The organism is Streptomyces griseomycini (assembly GCF_014203535.1).
Taxonomy (GTDB): Bacteria; Actinomycetota; Actinomycetes; order Streptomycetales; family Streptomycetaceae; genus Streptomyces; species Streptomyces griseomycini.
The window spans coordinates 267598-285762 of sequence record NZ_JACHJI010000006.1 but is presented as its reverse complement, the minus strand read 5'-3'; the positions used below and the strand labels follow the sequence as shown (position 1 = coordinate 285762).

Annotated in this window: 18 protein-coding genes and 1 pseudogene; 8 read left to right on the top strand and 11 right to left on the bottom strand. The window is 73.6% G+C overall.

What is annotated here, in order from left to right; translation table 11 throughout:
- Positions 1-7 precede the first annotated feature (7 nt).
- On the bottom strand, positions 8-823 hold the full coding sequence (locus FHS37_RS18905) for an MBL fold metallo-hydrolase (protein WP_184822709.1): 816 nt from the start codon (positions 821-823) through the stop codon (positions 8-10).
- Between the two features lie 73 nt (positions 824-896).
- The gene (locus FHS37_RS18900; RefSeq protein WP_184822707.1) at positions 897-2258 is read right to left on the bottom strand and encodes a dipeptidase; all 1362 of its coding nucleotides are present in this window, start codon (positions 2256-2258) and stop codon (positions 897-899) included.
- Between the two features lie 191 nt (positions 2259-2449).
- On the opposite strand from FHS37_RS18900, the gene FHS37_RS18895 reads away from it, so the two are divergent.
- A complete protein-coding gene (locus FHS37_RS18895; RefSeq protein WP_184822706.1) occupies positions 2450-3682 on the top strand; it encodes a geranylgeranyl reductase family protein in 1233 nt (410 codons plus the stop codon).
- On the opposite strand, the gene FHS37_RS18890 is transcribed toward FHS37_RS18895, so the two are convergent.
- Entirely contained in the window at positions 3672-4127 is a 456-nt protein-coding gene (locus tag FHS37_RS18890) for a nitroreductase family deazaflavin-dependent oxidoreductase (RefSeq protein WP_184822704.1), read from the bottom strand. The genes FHS37_RS18895 and FHS37_RS18890 overlap by 11 nt on opposite strands.
- A 156-nt stretch (positions 4128-4283) precedes the next feature.
- Here FHS37_RS18890 and FHS37_RS18885 point away from each other — a divergent pair, with 156 nt between their 5' ends.
- Positions 4284-5069 carry a TetR/AcrR family transcriptional regulator gene (locus FHS37_RS18885; RefSeq protein WP_184822695.1) on the top strand — a complete coding sequence of 262 codons (786 nt, stop codon included), beginning with the start codon at positions 4284-4286 and terminating at the stop codon, positions 5067-5069.
- A gap of 19 nt (positions 5070-5088) precedes the next feature.
- Here FHS37_RS18885 and FHS37_RS40545 read toward each other — a convergent pair.
- Positions 5089-5184: pseudogene (locus FHS37_RS40545) on the bottom strand (hypothetical protein); the annotation flags it as partial.
- Positions 5185-5786: 602 nt separating this feature from the next.
- Between FHS37_RS40545 and FHS37_RS18880 the strand changes: the two are divergent.
- Genes FHS37_RS18880 through FHS37_RS18870 form a run of 3 tightly spaced genes read left to right on the top strand, consistent with a single transcriptional unit; the run spans position 5787 to position 7929 of the window.
- Entirely contained in the window at positions 5787-5936 is a 150-nt protein-coding gene (locus tag FHS37_RS18880; RefSeq protein WP_184822693.1) for a hypothetical protein, read from the top strand.
- Positions 5937-5989: 53 nt separating this feature from the next.
- Positions 5990-7267 carry a sensor histidine kinase gene (locus tag FHS37_RS18875; protein WP_184822691.1) on the top strand — a complete coding sequence of 426 codons (1278 nt, stop codon included), beginning with the start codon at positions 5990-5992 and terminating at the stop codon, positions 7265-7267.
- Positions 7264-7929, top strand: coding sequence for a response regulator transcription factor (locus FHS37_RS18870; RefSeq protein WP_184822689.1), 666 nt, complete (start codon positions 7264-7266; stop codon positions 7927-7929). The genes FHS37_RS18875 and FHS37_RS18870 overlap by 4 nt, the downstream gene beginning before the upstream one ends.
- Here the strand turns inward: FHS37_RS18870 and FHS37_RS18865 are convergent.
- Positions 7890-8174: a DUF6332 family protein gene (locus tag FHS37_RS18865; protein WP_184822687.1), complete on the bottom strand. Its 285-nt coding sequence runs from the start codon at positions 8172-8174 to the stop codon at positions 7890-7892. The genes FHS37_RS18870 and FHS37_RS18865 overlap by 40 nt on opposite strands.
- 88 nt (positions 8175-8262) lie before the next feature.
- Here FHS37_RS18865 and FHS37_RS18860 point away from each other — a divergent pair, with 88 nt between their 5' ends.
- On the top strand, positions 8263-8643 hold the full coding sequence (locus tag FHS37_RS18860) for a MarR family winged helix-turn-helix transcriptional regulator (protein WP_184822685.1): 381 nt from the start codon (positions 8263-8265) through the stop codon (positions 8641-8643).
- An 18-nt stretch (positions 8644-8661) separates the two neighbouring features.
- Here FHS37_RS18860 and FHS37_RS18855 read toward each other — a convergent pair whose 3' ends face one another.
- From FHS37_RS18855 to FHS37_RS18845, 3 genes are all read right to left on the bottom strand, one after another.
- Positions 8662-9396 (bottom strand): maleylpyruvate isomerase family mycothiol-dependent enzyme, encoded by a 735-nt coding sequence (locus FHS37_RS18855; RefSeq protein WP_184822683.1) that lies wholly within the window; start codon positions 9394-9396, stop codon positions 8662-8664.
- 45 nt (positions 9397-9441) lie between these two features.
- Positions 9442-10320, bottom strand: a complete 879-nt coding sequence (locus FHS37_RS18850; RefSeq protein WP_184822681.1) for an SDR family oxidoreductase — start codon at positions 10318-10320, stop codon at positions 9442-9444.
- Positions 10321-11110: 790 nt separating this feature from the next.
- Positions 11111-11623, bottom strand: coding sequence for a hypothetical protein (locus FHS37_RS18845; RefSeq protein ID WP_184822679.1), 513 nt, complete (start codon positions 11621-11623; stop codon positions 11111-11113).
- Between the two features lie 275 nt (positions 11624-11898).
- Here FHS37_RS18845 and FHS37_RS18840 point away from each other — a divergent pair, with 275 nt between their 5' ends.
- Together FHS37_RS18840 and FHS37_RS18835 are read left to right on the top strand one after the other, a co-directional pair.
- Positions 11899-12792: an MSCRAMM family adhesin SdrC gene (locus FHS37_RS18840; protein ID WP_245005556.1), complete on the top strand. Its 894-nt coding sequence runs from the start codon at positions 11899-11901 to the stop codon at positions 12790-12792.
- A 131-nt stretch (positions 12793-12923) separates the two neighbouring features.
- Positions 12924-13649: a class F sortase gene (locus tag FHS37_RS18835; protein ID WP_184822677.1), complete on the top strand. Its 726-nt coding sequence runs from the start codon at positions 12924-12926 to the stop codon at positions 13647-13649.
- 63 nt (positions 13650-13712) lie between these two features.
- Here the strand turns inward: FHS37_RS18835 and FHS37_RS18830 are convergent, their stop codons facing one another.
- From FHS37_RS18830 to FHS37_RS18820, 3 genes are all read right to left on the bottom strand, one after another.
- Positions 13713-15350, bottom strand: a complete 1638-nt coding sequence (locus FHS37_RS18830; protein ID WP_184822675.1) for a cellulase family glycosylhydrolase — start codon at positions 15348-15350, stop codon at positions 13713-13715.
- A gap of 57 nt (positions 15351-15407) precedes the next feature.
- Entirely contained in the window at positions 15408-16505 is a 1098-nt protein-coding gene (locus tag FHS37_RS18825; RefSeq protein WP_184822673.1) for a GDSL-type esterase/lipase family protein, read from the bottom strand.
- Positions 16506-16671: 166 nt separating this feature from the next.
- The gene (locus FHS37_RS18820; protein WP_184822671.1) at positions 16672-18165 is read right to left on the bottom strand and encodes a tripartite tricarboxylate transporter permease; all 1494 of its coding nucleotides are present in this window, start codon (positions 18163-18165) and stop codon (positions 16672-16674) included.

Sequence of the window (18165 nt, the reverse complement as noted above, 5' to 3'; positions counted from 1 at the left end):
CCGCCGGTCAGCGGCCCGTCCTCGCGTCACCCGGCGGCGCGCCGTCCGTGTCCGCCGGGCCCCCGTCCGCTCCGTCCGGCCCCGCCGCGCTCCTGTCCGCCGCCTCCGCCGCCTCCGCCGCCGCACGCAGTGCCCGCGCTGCCCGGGCGCGCACCGGAGCGCCGTGGCCGAAGCAGGCCACCTCCGCGTCGAGGGCGGCCAGCCGGTGGCAGGCGGCGAGCACCCGGTGCCGGTCGAGGTTGAACACGCCCGGCATCACGGTGCCGTCCACGGGCGAGGCGGCGACCGTGTCCCCGGTGAACAGCACACCGTACCGGGGCAGGTGGAGCGCGATGCTGCCGTGCGTGTGCCCCGGGACGTGCACGACGTGTGCCCCGCCGCCCAGGTCGAGGACGTCGCCGTCGGACAACTCCGTTACCCGGGTGGGGTGTTCGAAGTCCGCCGGGGGCAGGAGCCGTGCCGCCCGCTCGTGCAGGGGGCGCTCCCAGTCCTCGAACACCGGGGGCGGTCCCGGGACTTCGCCGCGCACGTGCGGCGCGTCCAGCCGGTGCGCCAGTACCTCGGCACCGGTGAGCGCCGCCACCTCGGCCGCGCCGCCCGCGTGGTCCTCGTGGAAGTGGGTGAGGACGATCCGGCGGACGTCCCGCGGGTGCCGGCCCAGCGCGGTCAGCGCCTCGGCGATCGGCGCGCCCGAACCCGCCGGGCCGGCGTCGACCAGCGTCAGCGCGCCGTCGCCGCCGTCCGGGCCGTCGCGCCAGAGGTAGGCCTGGCCGACCGGGAAGCGCAGGAGGTGGAGACGGGGGAGGAGCTCGACGACGTCCATGGGACGACCGTAGGGCGAACCCCCGCCCCAGGGGCGGGGGTTCTGCCGGTGGCAGAGCGGGGAACCGCCCCGCTCAGCTCGCGTCGGACGCGTAGTTGCGCAGGAACAGCGCCTCCGCGACCGACAGCCGCTCCAGCTCGTCGGGCGACACGCTCTCGTTCACCGCGTGGATCTGCGCCTCCGGCTCGCTCAGGCCGATGAGCAGGATCTCCGCCTTCGGGTAGAGGGCGGCGAGGGTGTTGCACAGCGGGATGGAGCCGCCCTGACCCGCGTACTGCATCTCCTGACCCGGGTACGCCACCGCCATCGCGTCGGCCATGGCCTGGTAGGCCGGGCTGGTGGTGTCCGCGCGGAACGCCTGCCCCTGGCCGATCTGCTCGGTGCTCACCCGTGCGCCCCACGGCGTGTGCGCCTCCAGGTGCGCCCGGAGCAGCTTCGTCGCCTCGGCCGCGTCGACGCCCGGCGGGACCCGCAGGCTGATCAGCGCGCGGGCGCTCGCCTGGACGGACGGCGTGGCGCCGACCACCGGCGGGCAGTCGATGCCGAGCACGGTGACCGCCGGGCGCGCCCAGATGCGGTCGGCGACCGTGCCGGAACCGATCAGCTCCACACCGTCGAGCACCTTCGCGTCCTTGCGGAACTGCTCGTCGTCGTACTGCAGTCCGTCCCACGCGCTGTCGCCGGTCAGCCCGTCGACGGTCGTGCTGCCGTCCTCGGCGCGCAGCGAGTCCAGGACGCGGACCAGCGCGGCCAGCGCGTCGGGCGCGGCACCGCCGAACTGGCCGGAGTGCAGGTTGCCCTCCAGGGTGTCGATCCGCACCCGGACGAGCGTCATGCCGCGCAGGGTGGAGGTGACCGTCGGCAGGCCGGCGCGGAAGTTGCCCGCGTCGCCGATGACGACGGTGTCGGCCTCCAGCAGTTCGGGGTGGTCCTCGGCGTACCGCTCCAGGCCGCCGGTGCCCTGCTCCTCCGAGCCCTCGACGATCACCTTGACGTGCACGGGTACGCCGCCGTTCGCCTTCAGCGCGCGCAGCGCCAGCAGGTGCATGATCACGCCGCCCTTGCAGTCGGCGGCCCCGCGCCCGTACCAGCGGCCGTCCCGCTCGGTCAGCTCGAAGGGCGGGGTGGCCCAGCCTGCCTCGTCCAGCGGCGGCTGGACGTCGTAGTGGGCGTACAGCAGCACGGTCTTCGCGCCCTCGGGGCCGGGCAGGTAGCCGTACACCGACTGGGTGCCGTCCGGGGTGTCGAGCAGGGCCACGTCCTGGAACCCCTCGGCGGTGAGCGCGTCCGCGATCCAGCGCGCGGCGCCCTCGCTCTCCTCGCGCGGGAACTGGCCGAAGTCCGCCACCGACTTGAAGGCCACCAGTTCGGTGAGCTCCGCCTTCGCCCCGGGCATGAGGGAAGCGACGGTCGCGGCGACCGGATTCGACGACATGGGCACGCTCCTTGTAGGTGCGACGTTGTACTTCTGCGTACTTCTGTGTACGAGATGATCGTGCGGGCGCGGGTGCGTTCCCGTGTACGGGGCACCCACGCCGCCGATCCTCCCACAGCGGCCTGCGGTGACCGCCGCCGTAGGATGCGGGGGACAGCGGCAGGCGGCTTGATCGGGAGCAGTAGACCATCGTGAGCAGCGAGAACTCTTCGGCGGACGACGTGCGGCAGGTATGGGACGTCGTCGTGGTGGGCGCGGGACCCGCGGGGGCCTCGGCCGCCTACGCGGCGGCGGTCGCGGGACGGCGCGTGCTGTTGCTGGAGAAGGCGGAGCTGCCGCGCTACAAAACCTGTGGCGGCGGCATCATCGGGCCCTCGCGCGACGCGCTCCCGCCCGGCTTCGAGCTCCCGCTCAAGGACCGGGTGCACGCGGTGACGTTCTCGAACAACGGCCGCTTCAGCCGTACCCGCCGCTCCCGGCGGATGCTGTTCGGGCTGATCAACCGGCCCGAGTTCGACCAGCAGCTGGTGGAGCACGCGCAGAAGGCGGGCGCCGAGCTGCGCACCGGCGTCACCGTGCAGCGGGTCGAGCAGCACGGCTCGGCCGTGCCGGACCGGCGCACGGTCGCCCTCGTGCTGCAGGGCGGCGAGACGGTGCTCGCCCGGGCCGTGGTCGGCGCGGACGGCAGCGCCGGCCGGATAGGAGCGCACGTCGGGGTCAAGGTCGACCAGGTCGACCTGGGCCTGGAGGCGGAGATCCCGGTGCCGGAGACCGTCGCCGAGGACTGGAGGGGCCGGGTGCTCATCGACTGGGGCCCCATGCCCGGCAGTTACGGCTGGGTCTTCCCCAAGGGCGACACGCTGACCGTCGGCGTGATCTCGCGGCGCGGGGAAGGCGCCGCGACCAAGCGGTACTTGGAGGACTTCATCGGGCGGCTCGGCCTCGCCGGGTTCGAACCGAGCATCTCCTCCGGCCACCTGACCCGCTGTCGCGCCGACGACTCGCCGCTGTCGCGCGGGCGGGTGCTGGTGTGCGGGGACGCGGCCGGGCTGCTGGAGCCGTGGACCCGCGAGGGCATCTCCTTCGCGCTGCGCTCGGGCCGGCTGGCCGGGGAGTGGGCGGTGCGGATCGCCGAGGCCCACGACGCCGTGGACACGCGCCGGCAGGCGCTGAACTACGCCTTCGCGGTCAAGGCGGGCCTCGGTGTGGAGATGAGCGTCGGCAAGCGGATGCTCGCGGCGTTCGAACGGCGCCCCGGGGTGTTCCACGCGGTCCTCACCGGCTTCCGCCCGGCCTGGAAGGCGTTCAAGGACATCACCCAGGGCTCGACGACGCTCGGCGAGCTGGTCCGCACCCACCCGCTGGCCCACCGCGCCCTGCTGGCGCTGGACCGGCGTCCCGCGGGCGACGAGGTCAGTTCCTGACCGTGATCCGGAAGACCGGGTGGTCGGGGGCGGACGCGACGATCTCCTCGTCGGGGGACGCGGCGGTGACCCCCTGGAAGTACTGGTTCACCTCCCAGCCCCACTTCTCCAGGTAGGTCCGCAGGATCGGGAGCTTCTCCTCGTCGGGGAGCTCCACCGCGGTGAACGAGCGGACCCTGCGTCCGACGCGCAGTTCCCCGCCCCCGGCGGCGCGCATGTTGCGCACCCACTGGGAGTGACCGCGCGCCGAGACCAGGTACCGCCCGCCGTCGTAGGTGTGCGGGTTGACCGGGATGCGCTGCATCCGTCCGCTCTTGCGGCCGCGGACGGACATCTCGGCGGTGCCGGCGAGGCTGACACCGTGCCGGGCCAGCCAGCCGACGACACGGTTGAGCCGGACGGCCATCGGGCCGCTCTTGCGGTAGTACGGCGCTGACGACGACATCGGTGACCCCCGGGCGGCACAGTGGTGTGAGCGGCGCTCTCTTTTGTGAGCAGTGCTCTCGTTGTGTGCTTCAGTCTGCAGGAAGCCGGTGCGGCGGCGCAAGAGCGCCGCTCTCGTTTGTGTGCACTGCTCTGGTTCCGTGGGACACTGATCCGCATGAGCAGCACCGCACGCGGCGCCCGCGCCCGCGCCCGGACCGAGATCACCGCGGCCATCAAGGAAGAGGCCCGCAGGCAACTCGCGGTGGAGGGGGCCGCCAAGCTCTCGCTGCGGGCCGTGGCCCGCGAGCTCGGCATGGCCTCCTCCGCGCTGTACCGCTACTTCCCCAGCCGCGACGACCTGCTGACCGCCCTCATCATCGACGCCTACGACTCCCTCGGTGCGGCTGCCGAGGCGGCGCACGACGCGGCCGCGGGCGCCGGGCCCGTGCGGCGCTGGACCGCGGTGTGCGAGGGCGTGCGCGGCTGGGCGCTCGCCCGTCCGCACGAGTACGCGCTGATCTACGGATCACCGGTGCCCGGCTACACCGCGCCCAGGAGCACCGTCCCGCCCGCCTCCCGCGTCGCCCTCGTCCTCATCGGCATCCTCCGCGACGCGCACCGGGACCACGGACTGGCCGGGCCCCCGCTGCCGGCCGACCTGCGGCCCGAGGCCGTGCGGATGGCCGCCGACTTCGCGCCCGACCTGCCGCCCGCGGCGGCGGTGGCGATGGTGGCGGCCTGGGCGCAGCTCTTCGGACTGGTCGGTTTCGAGTTGTTCGGGCAGTTCAACCGGGTCGTGGAGGACCGCGAGACGTTCTTCCGGCACGCGGCGGGGCAACTCGCCCGCACCGTGGGGCTGGTGCCTCCGCAGCAGGACGGGGCCGACCGGGGCGAGGCCGACCGGGGCCGTGCCTCCCAGGCCACCGGGACCGGGGGCGACGGCAGCAGTTCCGGGGCCTGACGCAGCACCGGGCGTGCAACGACCGCAGCCCGGGACCCGGATCCGCACCCGCCACCTCGGCGAGCCGCCCCCGCGCCTCCCCGTGCACGGCGAGCGCGTCCGCGGGCCGGCCGGTGCGGCACCAGCAGCTCCGCGAGGCGTTCGTGCAGCGGGTGCGCCGCCACGAGCCGGACGAGTTCGTGCGGGTGCCCGAAGGACCGGCCGAGGGCGGCCCCGCCCTCCAGCCGCCCCTCCAGGACGGTGGGCCGCTTCTCGGCCCACCGCAGCCGCTCGGCCTCGTCCTCGTCCTGGCGGCTGCCTACGTGATCCTCTTCCTGATGACGGGCAGCCACCCGCTGCCGCTCAAGGCGACCGTGCTCGACCTGCTGGGCCTGTCGGTGATGTCCGGCCGCCCGGTGCGGGTCCTCCGGGACGGGAACCCGTCCCGGCTCCTCGGCTCCACCCCGACCGGCTCGATCGAGCCCGGCATCCCGGTGCCGACGTCCTGCGTGGCCTACGGACTGTCGACGGGGACCACGAGGTCTTCCCGCCGGCCCGCGTCGAGGAGGAGCACGACCGCACCGGCGACACCGGGAAGGCCGTCGGCGAGGGCCTCCGGCGCGGTCCCCGCCGGTCACCGCCGCGGCCGGCGTCCTCGCCCTGTCCCTCCCGTCCTGCGCCGCCGGCGGCGTCGTCCTCCTCGAGGGACTCGGGGCCGGCACCGCCCTGACGATCCCCGTGGACGCCACCCTCGTCCGGGTCGTGCTGCTGCCGGTGACGATGCGGCTCGCGGGGCGTGCGAACCGGTGGGCGCCGCGACCGCTGCGCCGGCTGCGGATCAGGGAGGCCGACGGGCCGGCGGAGGTACTCCGCCGGGAGTACGCGTGATCACCACGCCGGGGTGACGCCGCGCGGGGCGCCCGGCGTCTAGCGTGGCCGGCATGCACGAGCAGCGTGGGCGAGGGGGCGGGCCGTCCGGGCGGTGGCGCCACGGGCCGCCCGCCCGGTGGCGGTACGGCCCGCCCGGAGGGAGCGGCCGGTCCGACCGGACCGGCGACGGCGGCGGGGCCGGGGAGGACCGGAGCCCCCGGTGGCCCTGGCGCTCCACCGCGCTGCTCACCGCTTTCGTGCTGGTCGGCGCCACCTTCGCGGGGCACGCCCAGGAGGGCGAGCGGGTCGCCCTGGACCCGGTCGCGCGGGTGCTGCTGCTCGTCGCGGGGGTGCTGCTGCTGTGGCGATGGCGTCACCCCGCGCTCGTGGCGTTCGGCACGGTCGCCGCCGTCCTGCTCTACCTGGGGGCCGGATACCCGTACGGCCCGGTGTTCCTCACCGTCGCCGTGGCCTGTTTCAGCGCCGTCGTCTCGGGGCGCCGCCGGGCCGCGTGGGCGGCCTTGGGGACGCTCTGGGCGGGGCACCTGCTGATCGCCCACCTGCTGTACCGGTGGCTGCCGCCGTCCGGTGACCCGGGCGCCTCCTGGAACCAGGAGGTCGTGGCCGCGACCTGGGCGGTGGCGATCGTGGCGGTGTCCGAGCTGGCCCGGAACCGGCGCGAGCAGTGGGCGCGGGAGAGGGCCGAGCGGGCCCAGGCGGCGCGCCGGCGCGCGGACGAGGAGCGGCTGCGGATCGCCCGCGAGCTGCACGACGTGCTCGCGCACAGCATCTCCGTCATCAACGTGCAGGCGGGCGTCGGTCTCGCGCTGCTGGACAGCGATCCGGAGCAGGCGCGCACCGCGCTCGCCACGATCAGGGACAAGAGCAAGGAGGCGCTCGGGGAGGTGCGTCAGGTGCTCGACACGCTGCGGGCGCCCGGCGCCGCGCCCCGCACCCCGGCGCCCGGCCTGGACCGGCTGCCCGAGCTGGTGGAGCAGGCCGCGAGCGCGGGTCTCACGGTCACCGTCGAGGGGGAGCCGCCCGAACTGCCGCCCGGCGCGGACCTGGCCGCCTTCCGCATCGTCCAGGAGGCCCTCACCAACGTCGTACGGCACTCGGGCTCGCGGCACGCACGCGTGCACGTCGGGGAGCGGGAGGGGAGGCTGCGGCTGAGGATCGACGACGACGGGCCGGCGACCGGCGCCGACGCGGGCGGCAGCGGGAGGGGGCTCGCCGGGATGCGGGAGCGTGCCGCCGCGCTGCATGGCACCATCGAGGCGGGCCCGCGCCCCGACGGCGGCTTCCGGGTGCTCGCCGTACTGCCGCTCGAGGCCGAGGAGGACCGGTGATCCGCGTACTGCTCGCCGACGACCAGTCACTGGTCCGGGCGGGGTTCCGCGCGCTGCTGGACGCGCAGCCGGACATCGGGGTGGCGGGGGAGGCGCCCGACGGGGAGGAGGCGGTGCGCCTGGTCCGCGAACTGCGGCCCGACGTCGTCCTGATGGACATCCGCATGCCCGCGCTGGACGGTCTGGCCGCGACCCGCCGGGTCACCGGGGACCCGGAGCTGGCGGACGTGAAGGTGGTCATGCTCACCACCTTCGAGCTGGACGAGTACGTCTTCGAGGCGATCCGCTCGGGCGCCTCCGGCTTCCTGGTCAAGGACACCGAGCCGGAGGAACTGCTGCGCGCGGTGCGGGCGGTGGTCGCGGGGGACGCGCTGCTCTCGCCCGGGGTGACCCGCCGCCTGATCGCCGAGTTCGCGGCCCGCTCCAAGGAACCGGCCGCCGCCGACGCCCTGGCCCTGCTCACCGAGCGGGAGCGGGAGGTGATGGCGCTGGTCGGCATCGGCCTGTCCAACGAGGAGATCGCCCGCCGTCTGGTCGTGAGCCCGCTCACCGCCAAGACCCACGTCAGCCGCACCATGGTGAAGCTGGGCGCCCGCGACCGGGCCCAACTGGTCGTCCTCGCCTACGAGTCGGGACTGGTTCGGCCGGGCTGGCTGGGCTGAACCGGCCGCCCGAAGCGGAGCAGCACGCCGACCGTGCGGACGGCGAACAGGACCGGCGCGAGCACCAGCCCGGCGTGCAGCAGCACGGTCTCCAGGACGTCCGGCAGCGTGAAGAGCAGCGCCGGTCCCGCCACGGCCCCGAAGACGACCGCCGCCGCGAAGGCCGCGCTGCACAGCGCGTACCCGATCTCGACGGTGATCGCGTCCCGCTCGGCCTGGGTCCGCCGCCCTCCGCGCCCCGTCATCCGCGCCCCCCCGTCCGTGGTCGTCCCGGGATCATGCCGGAGAGGTCCGGCCGCGGCAAGTGACCGACGGCCCTGCTACGGTGCGCCCATGGCGGCGATCCCGGTCGAACAGGCGCTCGTGGAACGGTGGCGGGGCATGCTCGCGCTGCACGCGCGGATCCAGTGCGAACTCGACCGTGCCCTGCACGCGCACGGCGTGTGCGCCAGCGACTTCGAGGTCCTGGACGTGCTCGCCGCCCACGACCGTTCCTACCGCGTCCAGGAGATCTCCGCGCGTGTCCACCTGAGCCAGAGCGCGCTGTCCCGGCTGATCGCCCGTCTCGAGAGGGAGGGGCTGGTCGAGCGGGGGAGCTGCCCGGAGGACCGGCGGGGGGTGCGGGTGTCCCTCACGGCGAAGGGGCGCGCGCTGCACGGCGAGGTGCTGCCGGTACAGCGCGCGGTACTGGCCCGGACGCTCACGGACGGCTGAACGGCCGGGCCCCGGGCGTCAGATCACGGCGGACGCGTCCCGCCAGAGCGCGGCGAGCGCCGGGTCACCCGAAACCGCCGGCACCGGCAGCCGGTTCCACAACGCGAGGTACAACCGCTCGGCCGGGCCGGTCAGTTCGCACTCGGCGTCCCCGATCCCGTCCCGCACGGTCACCGGCGGCTCCGGGGACAGCCGTACGGTCCACACGGCGTCGGCGTCGGTGACCCGCACCCGCAGGACGCGCGGCCTCTCGGTGCGCACCCGGCTCCTGCCGCGGGCGTGGAAGCCGCGCAGCAGCTCGTCGATGCCGTCCACGGCGAAGTCGGTGGCCACCGGGGTGGGGGCACCGCCGCGCGCCGACTCCGCGTCGAACCGGTGCACCGCCGTCTCGTGCGCCTGACGGCGGGCCCAGAAGGCGAGCGCGGAGGGCGCACCGGGCAGGAAGGTGAAGCACTCCACGTCGGGCGCCGCGCCGGCCAGGACGTCGAGGAGGCGGCGGTGGCTGTCGCGGTACCAGTCCACGAGTTCCGCGCCGTCGACCTCCGGGGGCTCGTCCATCGGGCGGGGGGCGGCCTGCCGGTCGGCGACGAAGCCGGCGGCCCACCGGTGGACCGCACCGGTGTGCCGCAGCAGGTCCCGGACCCGCCAGCCCGGGCAGGCCGGCACCGGGGCGTCCACGCCGGCCTCCTCGGCGGCTGTGGCCAGCAACTGGCCCTCTTTGTCCAGGATTTCCAGGAACCGGGAAGCGTCCATGCGGCGGAGTCTGCCGCACGCGGCCGGAGCACGCCCCGGATTTTCCTACGGCAGCGGTGTGCCGCCGGTCGCGTTGACGATCTCCGCGGTGATGTACGACGCCTCCTGGGACGCGAGGAAGACGTACGCCGGGGCCATCTCGGCCGGCTGGGCCGGCCGCCCGATGGGCGCCTGCTTGCCGAACTCCTCCGTGTCCGGCAGCGTCGCCGGGATCAGCGGTGTCCACACCGGGCCCGGCGCGACGGCGTTGACGCGGATGCCGCGCTCGATCACCATCTGCGCCAGCCCCTGGGTGAAGGTGACGATCGCGCCCTTGGTCGTCGCGTAGTCCAGCAGGTGCGGGCTCGGCTTGTAGGCCTGCACGGAGGCCGAGTTGATGATGCTGCCGCCCTCAGGCATGTGCGGCAGCGCCATCTTGCACAGCCAGAACATGCCGTACAGGTTGGTGCGCAGCACGCGGTCGAACTGCTCGGTGGAGATCGCCTCGATGCCGTCCGGCTGCGACATCTGGTACGCCGCGTTGTTCACCAGGACGTCGATCCGGCCGAACTCCGACACGGCGCGGTCGATCAGCGCCCGGCAGTTCTCCTCCTCCCGGATGTCGCACGAGACGGGCACGGCGCGCCGGCCGGCCTCCTCCACCCAGCGCGCGGTCTCGGCGGCCTCGTCCTTCTCGCTCTCCAGGTGGGTGAAGAGCACGTCGGCCCCCTCGCGTGCGAACGCCAGGGCGACCGCCCGCCCGATCCCGGAGTCACCACCGGTGATCACGGTCTTGCGGTCCGCGAGCCGGCCGCTGCCCCGGTAGGAGTCCTCCCCGTGGTCCGGCGGCGGGTCCATGGGACCGGTCCAGCCGGGGTGCGGCTGGTCCTGGGACGGGAAGTCGGGGGTCGGATGCCGCTCGGCGGGGTTCTGCTGTTCGGTCACGGTCTCTCCCTGTTCCGCGGGGGTCGGTCGTGTGCGCCGTCCCGTCGCCATGTGATCGACGGACGCGCAGAACCGGGTACCCCGACACGGGACGATCGACCCGACGCCCTGCCCCGAACGGCCGACCGGCTGCGCGACCGGCTGTTCACCGCTCGGGACCACCGCCGCATCGGGCGCAGGCCGGGCCCCTCCCCGGGGCGCGGCCTGCGGAACCGGTGGAAGCCCGGGCGGCCGTCGCCGGCACGCCGTGGGACGAGGCGGTGCTGCCCTCGGAGCGAGGACGGGGATCCGGCACCTCGTCCGCGCGCCTGTGACGACGCCGTCACGGTCCGTGACGCCGGAGCGTCGTCGCGGTTACCGCGTGGCCTGCTCGCCCGCCGCCGACAAGCGCGGCCGGTGCCGGACCGGATCCGGGGCGCCGTGGCCGTCGGGGACCCGCTCGTCGCCGTGAACCCGCCCTCACCGCCGTCCGTCACACGCGAAGTCCCGGATCAGCCGGAGCCGGTCGGCCTCGGGTCGGTGCCGGGACCTCGGAACACCTCGCACCTTCCGAGCCGGGATGTCGCGACAACCCCTGGAACGCGAGGCTCCCCAGCGGGGCCGCGATCGACTTGCGCGTCTTTGGCGCGGGCCCGGCCCTCGGCGAGGGCCGTCCACGCCACGCCCGCGCCCATCGGGACCCGGCGCGTCATCGCCGTCGTCCCCGAGGCGCGGAGGTTCACCCGGCCGAAGGTCTGACGGCTCCGGCGCGGCCCGCGCGAGGCCACGACACCGGCGACGGGCCGGGCCGTCAGGACGCGCACCGATCGCCCGCCCAGCCCCGGAGCAGCGCCTCGCGCTCCCCGCGGTCCGGAGTACCGGCGGCGGCGTGGTCGCGGCCCCACGCCAGGAGGTCGTCGAGGCCGGTGCCGCCGTCGGCGAGACGCCCCAGGACCGCCGTGGACAGCTCGTACTCCACCGCCTCGTAGATTCCGCCGGCGGCGGCGGTGAAGACGCCCACCTCCACCATCCCGTCCCCGGTCGTCAGACGGACGGTGAAGCCGGGCGGCAGTTCGCCCTCTCCGGTCAACGCGACGACCACCGAGTCGAACACCATGGAGGCGAGCCGCCGCGCCGCGGACCGGACGGGGACGTCGTCGACGTCGATCCCGACGATCCCGTCCCAGGCCCAGAAGCCGCCGGGGTCGGTTCCCAGCGCTTCGACGCCGTCCTCGGTGAACCGGACCCCGGAGGCCGATCCACGGGGCTCGGCCCCCAGGTACACGGCGTCCTCGGTGATCCAGAACAGCCCGACCATGGCCATGGATGCCTCCAGCAGCTCGCTTCCGGCGAAGACCGTCTCCGCTCCTCCTCCGAGGGAGACGGCGGCGGCGCCGCGGTGGTTTCGGGCTCTCCCGGTTTCCGGTGCGAAACCGCAGGCAGGGGCCTTCGGATGCTCCGTAAGGACACCGGGATTAACCCATGTGAACCTCTCGGATGGTGGGACCGGACCGCATGGCCGACTGTGGATCACGCGCGGCCGGGTCCACCGTGCTGACGAGGCGTCAGCAGACCGGCCGCCGAGGGAAGGACTCTCAGATGCGCTCTGCCCGCATGGTGCTCGCCACTGCGACGGCCACGGCGGCCCTCGCCATCGCCGCGCCCGCGGCCTACGCCGACCACTCGAGTGACGGGGACCACGACAAGTCTTCCTACAGCGAGGAGTACGACAAGGACAACGGGTCCGACAAGGACAACGGGTCCGACAAGGACAGCGAGTACGGCAAGGACGAGAAGGACGAGAAGGACAGCGACTACGGCAAGGACGAGAAGGACGAGAAGGACAGCGACTACGGCAAGGACGAGAAGGACGAGAAGGACAGCAAGCACGACAAGCCGCACGGCGGGATGCACACGGGCGGCGGGGCCCTGACCGCCGTGGGCGAGTCCGACGAGGACAGCGAGTACGGCAAGGACAACGGGTCCGACAAGGACAGCGAGTACGGCAAGGACAACGGGTCCGACAAGGACAGCGAGTACGGCAAGGACAACGGGTCCGACAAGGACAAGGACTACGACAAGGACAACGGGTCCGACAAGGACAAGGACAGCGACTACAACAAGGACAGCGAGCACGACAAGGACAGCAAGTACGACAAGAAGGAGGAGGACAGCAAGTACGACAAGCCGCGCGGCGGGATGCACACGGGCGGCGGGGCCCTGGCCGCCGTGAACGACGAGGACTGGGGCGGCAAGGACTCGAAGTACGAGTCCGAGTCCTACAAGGACAAGGAAGACTCGCACGGCGAGGACTCCTGGGGCGGCAAGGACGACGAGCACGGTAAGTACGACAAGCCGCGCGGTGGCGTGCACGCCGGTGGCGGTGCTCTCTCCGAGTCCGGTGCCACCGCGGGCGGTCTGGCCGCACTGGGTGTCCTCGGCGCCGGCGCGTACGCGCTGCGGCGCAAGAAGGCCTCCGGAAGCGTGGCCTGAGCCATGTCCGGCGCCATAGCGGCCGCCATAGCGGCCGGGGCCGCCGTACGCGCGTCGCGCGTCATGGCGGCCCCGTTCGCTTCCTGAGCCCGTCATGTCCGCTGCCGTGCCCGAGTGAGGTGGTTCCCCCGATGGCAGCCAGTCCCCCTTCCCCCCGCGAAACCGAGCCGGCCGGAACCGAACCGACGCCGACGAGGCGGAGACTGCGCGCCGCCATGACGGCGGTCTTCTGGAGCGGGACCGTCCTGGTGCTGGCCATGACGTTGCTCGGCGGTGGGGGAGACCCTCCCGACGACACCCGAGTGCCGCACGCTCCTCCCGCGATCTCCACCGCTGCCGCCGATCCGGGGGCGAGCGAACCGGAGGCGAGCGAACCGTCCGGGAACGGACCGTCCGGCAAGTACATGGCACGGTCCAAGCCGACCCGGCTGCTCATCCCGGAGATCGACGTCGACGCGCCCTTCGTCGACCTCGCCATCGGCAAGAACGGGCAGCTCGACGCCCCGCCGCCGCACAACACCAACCTGGTCGGCTGGTTCGCCAAGGGCGCCACCCCGGGGGAGAAGGGCACCTCGATCATCGCCGGGCACGTGGACACGGCGACGTCTCCGGCCGTGTTCGCCCGGCTCAGCGAGCTGGAGGAGGGGGACCGGTTCCGGGTGGTGCGGGCCGACGGGAGCAAGGCGACGTTCAAAGTGCACGACACGGAGTCGTTCGACAAGGACGACTTCCCCGACGAGCGCGTGTACGCCGACGCCTCCAGGGCCGAGGTCCGGTTGATCACCTGCGCGGGGGACTACGACCGTGCCGCCAAGGACTACACCGAGAACCTGGTGGTCTTCGCCCACCTGGTCTGAGGCGGACGGTGGTCGGGCAGCTGCCCGGAAGGGGAGGACGGCACCTTCCGGGCAGCACGCCCGTCAGGCCACGGAACAGGTGGCCCCGTTGAGGCTGAACGCCGTGGGAATGGGGTTGGCGTCGGACCGCGAGGCCGTGAAGCCGAGGGTGACGGAACCGGACGCGGGGATCGTCGCGGTGTACGAGGCGGCGGTCACGCTGACCTCGGAACCGTCCTGCGCCGGGGTGCCGCCCCACAGGTTGGTGATCCGCTGGCCGCCGGGGAAGGTCCAGCGCAGCGTCCAGCCGTTCACCGCCGAGTCGCCGGTGTTGCGGACGGTGACCTCGCCCTGGAAGCCGCCGGGCCACTCGCCCGTCACCCGGTAACCGACCTCGCAGGCTCCCGTCGTCCCGCCGGAGGACGTGGTGACGGCCACCGTGGCGGAGCGCTGGGAGCGGTTGCCGGCGGCGTCCCGGGCGTAGACGGCGAAGGTGTAGGACGTGGCCGGGGCGAGGCCGGTGACGGTGGCGGAGGTGCCGGTCGCCGTGGTGACGACGGTCTCCTCGCCGTCGGCGATCCGCACGACGTCATAGCCCGTGACACCGTTCACGTCGGTGGCGGCGCCCCAGGTGAGGGTGGCCGACGAGGAGGTCACCGCCGAGGCGGCCGGGGTGCGGGGAGGGGTCGGGGCCGTGGTGTCGCCGCCGGAGCCGGAGGAGTAGACCTCGGCCTCCTCGGCGGTGGCGGCGATGCCGTCGGTGCCGTTGAAGAGGCGCTCCCCCCAGGCGGTCAGCCGGTCGGGGTCGAAGTTCGTGACCATGTCCAGGTACTCGACGCCGCCGCCGTTGCCGCTCCAGGACCAGCCGAGGTAGCCGAGGCCGAGCTGCTGGGTGACGGCCAGGATGGTGTCCTCGTCGGGGTTGCCGTCGGAGTGATCGTGGCCGAACTCACCCACCACGATGGGGAGTTCCGCGGCCACGAAGCGGCCCAGGTAGTCGCTGATCTCGGCGGCGGTGTCGAAGACGCCGTACATGTGGACGGAGAAGACGGTGTTGGCGTCCGGGTCGGCGGCGAACACCGAGGCGGCGTTGTCGCGCATGGTGAACGTCCAGTCCTGGCCCCAGTTGGGCGCGTCGACCATCAGTGTGTGGTCGAACCCGGCGGCGCGCAGCTTCTGGATCGCGGCCTTGGTGTCGGCCGTCCAGTTCGCGTAGCCGGTGTTGCCGTGCGGCTCGTTGCCGATGTTGACGATGACGTGGTTCTCCTGGCCGGCCAGGGCGCTCTGCACGCTGATCCAGTAGTCGGCGGCGCGGGAGAGGGTGACCGCTCCGCTCTGCTCGCCGTAGCCGGTGGTGTCGTGCACCTCCAGGACGCAGATCAGCCGGTTCTGCTTGCACTGCGCGACGATGTTCGCCACGTCGGCGGTGTCGTTGCGGGTCCAGCGGTCGCCGCTGGAGAGGACGACGCGCACGGTGTTGGCGCCCTTGGCCTTGATGTGCGCCAGCGAGTCGGTCCGGTCGGCGTACCAGGTGTGCGCGTGGTTGACACCACGCATCACGAAGTCGTTCCCGGACGCCTCCAGCAGCCGTCCGTTCTCGACGCGGAAGCCGGTGGGCGCCGCGTGCGCCGGGGTGGTGAGGGCGAGGAGCGGGAGGAGGAGCCCCAGGAGGGCGGCGACGAGGCCGGCCGCTCGTGGGGCGGTGCGGGCAGGGGGTCTCATGGCGGCTCCAAGGAGGTGAGGGGTGGTGTGCGGGGTGGTCGCGGTGCGTGTGGTGCGTCAGGGGGTGGCCGTGGCCGTGCAGCCGACGGCCGCCGCGGGGGCGGTGGACGTCGCCGGGGCCGTGGCGATGAGGCCGAAGGAGGTGCTCGCGCCGGGGGCGAGGGTGCCGTTCCAGCCCGCGTCGGTGACCCGGGCCGTGCCGTCGGCGGCCGTGGTGAGGGTGCCGTTCCAGACCTGGGTGAGGCGGGCGCCGTCCGCCGGCACGACCGTCACCGTCCAGCCCGACACGGGGACGGGGGAGGCGTTGCGCACCGTCACCTCGGCCTGGTGTCCGCCCTGCCATTCGGCGACGACCCGGAGGGACGCGGTGCAGACGGGGTCGCCGTCACCCGGGTCACCGGGATCGCCGCCCGGGACGCCTTCCTCCAGGAGGGCCGACAGGGCCGGGAACCAGCGGGCGGCGATCTTCTCGTCGCCGGCGGCGTTGGGGTGCACGCCGTCGTAGGTGTCGGTGGCCGTGTCGAAACCCGTCCACTGGTCGACCACGGTCACGGGGGAGCGGTCGGTGCTCGTCGCCTCGGCCCACGCGGGGATCCGGGCGTTGAAGTCGACCACGCGCTGGGCGCAGGCGGCGCACGAGCCGGGGTTCATGGGGATGAGCTGGGCGACGAGGACCCGCATGTCCGGGTTGGACGCCCGCATCTGCGTCACGAGCTCGGTGTAGGCGGCGAGGATGCGGTCGGGGGAGACGCTGCTCCAGACGTCGTTCGTGCCGAAGTGCATGACAACGATGTCGGGACGCGTCGCCGCCAGCCGTCCGGGAAGCAGGTCCCGGGCCGCCGCGTCGGTGACCAGTTCGCCGCCGTGGCCCTCGTTGTCGCCGTCGTGCGCCAGGGCGCAGCCCTGCTCGCGCAGGGTGCCGACGAAGTCGATGTCCGTGTGACCGGCGTCCAGCAACCGGTTCCACAGCACCGCTCGCCAGCATCCGGGTGAACCGGTGATCGAGTCGCCCAGCGGCATGACGCGCACCGGGGCGGCCCTCGGGGCGGCCGCCGCGCCCGGGGCGGAGGCCAGGCCGAGGGGCAGCAGGAGCAGGGCGGTCAGCAGGCTGCGGACCGTGAGCGTGCGTAAGCGTGAGAGGCGGGTGCCGCGCATGGTGTTCCCTTCCCTGAGTGAGGTGGGAGCGCTCCCATGAAGACATCAAGCCATCATTGTCATTAACACGTCAAGAGGTGGGGTGAGGTCTCCGGTTCCGGAGCGGTCCCCGTTCCCTCGGGACGCGGCCCCGGTGTGCCGCGTCCCGACGGGAACCGCGCGTCGGTCAGGCGCCGGCGCGCCTGCGGGGCAGGGCCTTGCGCACCAGCGGCCAGGCCAGCAGCAGCACGACGACCGCGTACACGGTCACCGAGAACGGCGTGCCGACCAGACCCGTGACGCTGCCGTCGCTGATCTGCAGGGCGCGGCGGAGCTGCTGCTCGGCGGCCGGGCCGAGGATGACGCCGATGACGGCGGGCAGCACCGGCAGCCCGTAGCGCCGCATGCCGAAGCCGACCAGGCCGATGAGCAGCAGGATCACCAGGTCGATCACCTCGCCGCCGACGGCGTACGCGCCGACCGCCGCGAAGAACAGGATCCCGGCGTACAGGTACGGCCGCGGGATGCGCAGCAGCTTCGCCCACACCGGTGCGAGCGGCAGGTTGAGGGCGAGCAGCAGCACCATGCCGACGAACAGCGAGGCGATCAGGCCCCACACCAGGTCCGGTTCGCGTTCGAAGAGCAGCGGGCCGGGCTGGATGCCGTACTGCTGGAACGCGGCCAGCATCACCGCCGCGACCGCCGTGGTCGGCAGGCCCAGGGTCAGCATCGACACCAGCGTGCCCGCCGCCGAGGCCGACGCGGCCGACTCCGGGCCGGCGACCCCCTCGATGGCCCCCTTGCCCCACTCGTCCTCGTGCTTCGACAGCCGCTTCTCCGTGACGTACGACAGGAAGGTCGGGATCTCCGCGCCGCCCGCCGGGATCGCGCCGAACGGGAAGCCGATGAACGGGCCGCGCGCCCAGGACTTCCAGGTGCGCTTCACGTCGGCGCGGCCCAGCCACGGCCGGCCCACCGGGATCGGTTCCGGCGGCCTGCGCCGCAGGTGGGCGGCGACCCACAGCGCCTCGCCGATGGCGAACAGGCCCACCGCGACGATCACCACGTCGATGCCGTCGGCGAGTTGCAGGGAGCCGAAGGTCAGCCGCTGCTGACCGGTCATCCGGTCCAGGCCCACCAGACCGATCGTCAGGCCGATCAGCAGCGAGGCCATGCCCCGGATCCGGGACGAGCCGAGCACCGACGTCACCGCGATGAACGCCAGCACCATGATGGCGAAGTAGTCGGGCGCCCCGATGTCCACGGCCAGGTCGGCGACCGCCGGCGCGAGGGCGACCAGCAGGATCGTGCCGACCATGCCGCCCGCGAAGTGCCCGATGGCGGCGGCCGCCAGCGCCTGCGCGCCGCGCCCCGCCTTGGCCATGGGGTTGCCCTCCATGGCCGCGACCACGGCCGCGCTCTCCCCGGGCGTGTTCAGCAGGATGGACGTGGTCGAACCGCCGAACATCGCACCGTAGTAGATGCCCGCGAACATGATGAACGCGCCGGTCGGATCGAGCCCGTACGTCACCGGCAGCAGCAGCGCCACCGCCATCGCCGGGCCGATGCCGGGCAGGACCCCGATCGCCGTGCCGAGCAGCACGCCCACGGCCGCCCACAGCAGGTTGATCGGGGTGAGGGCCGTGCCGAAGCCGTCCATGAGGGAGTTGAAGGCGTTCAT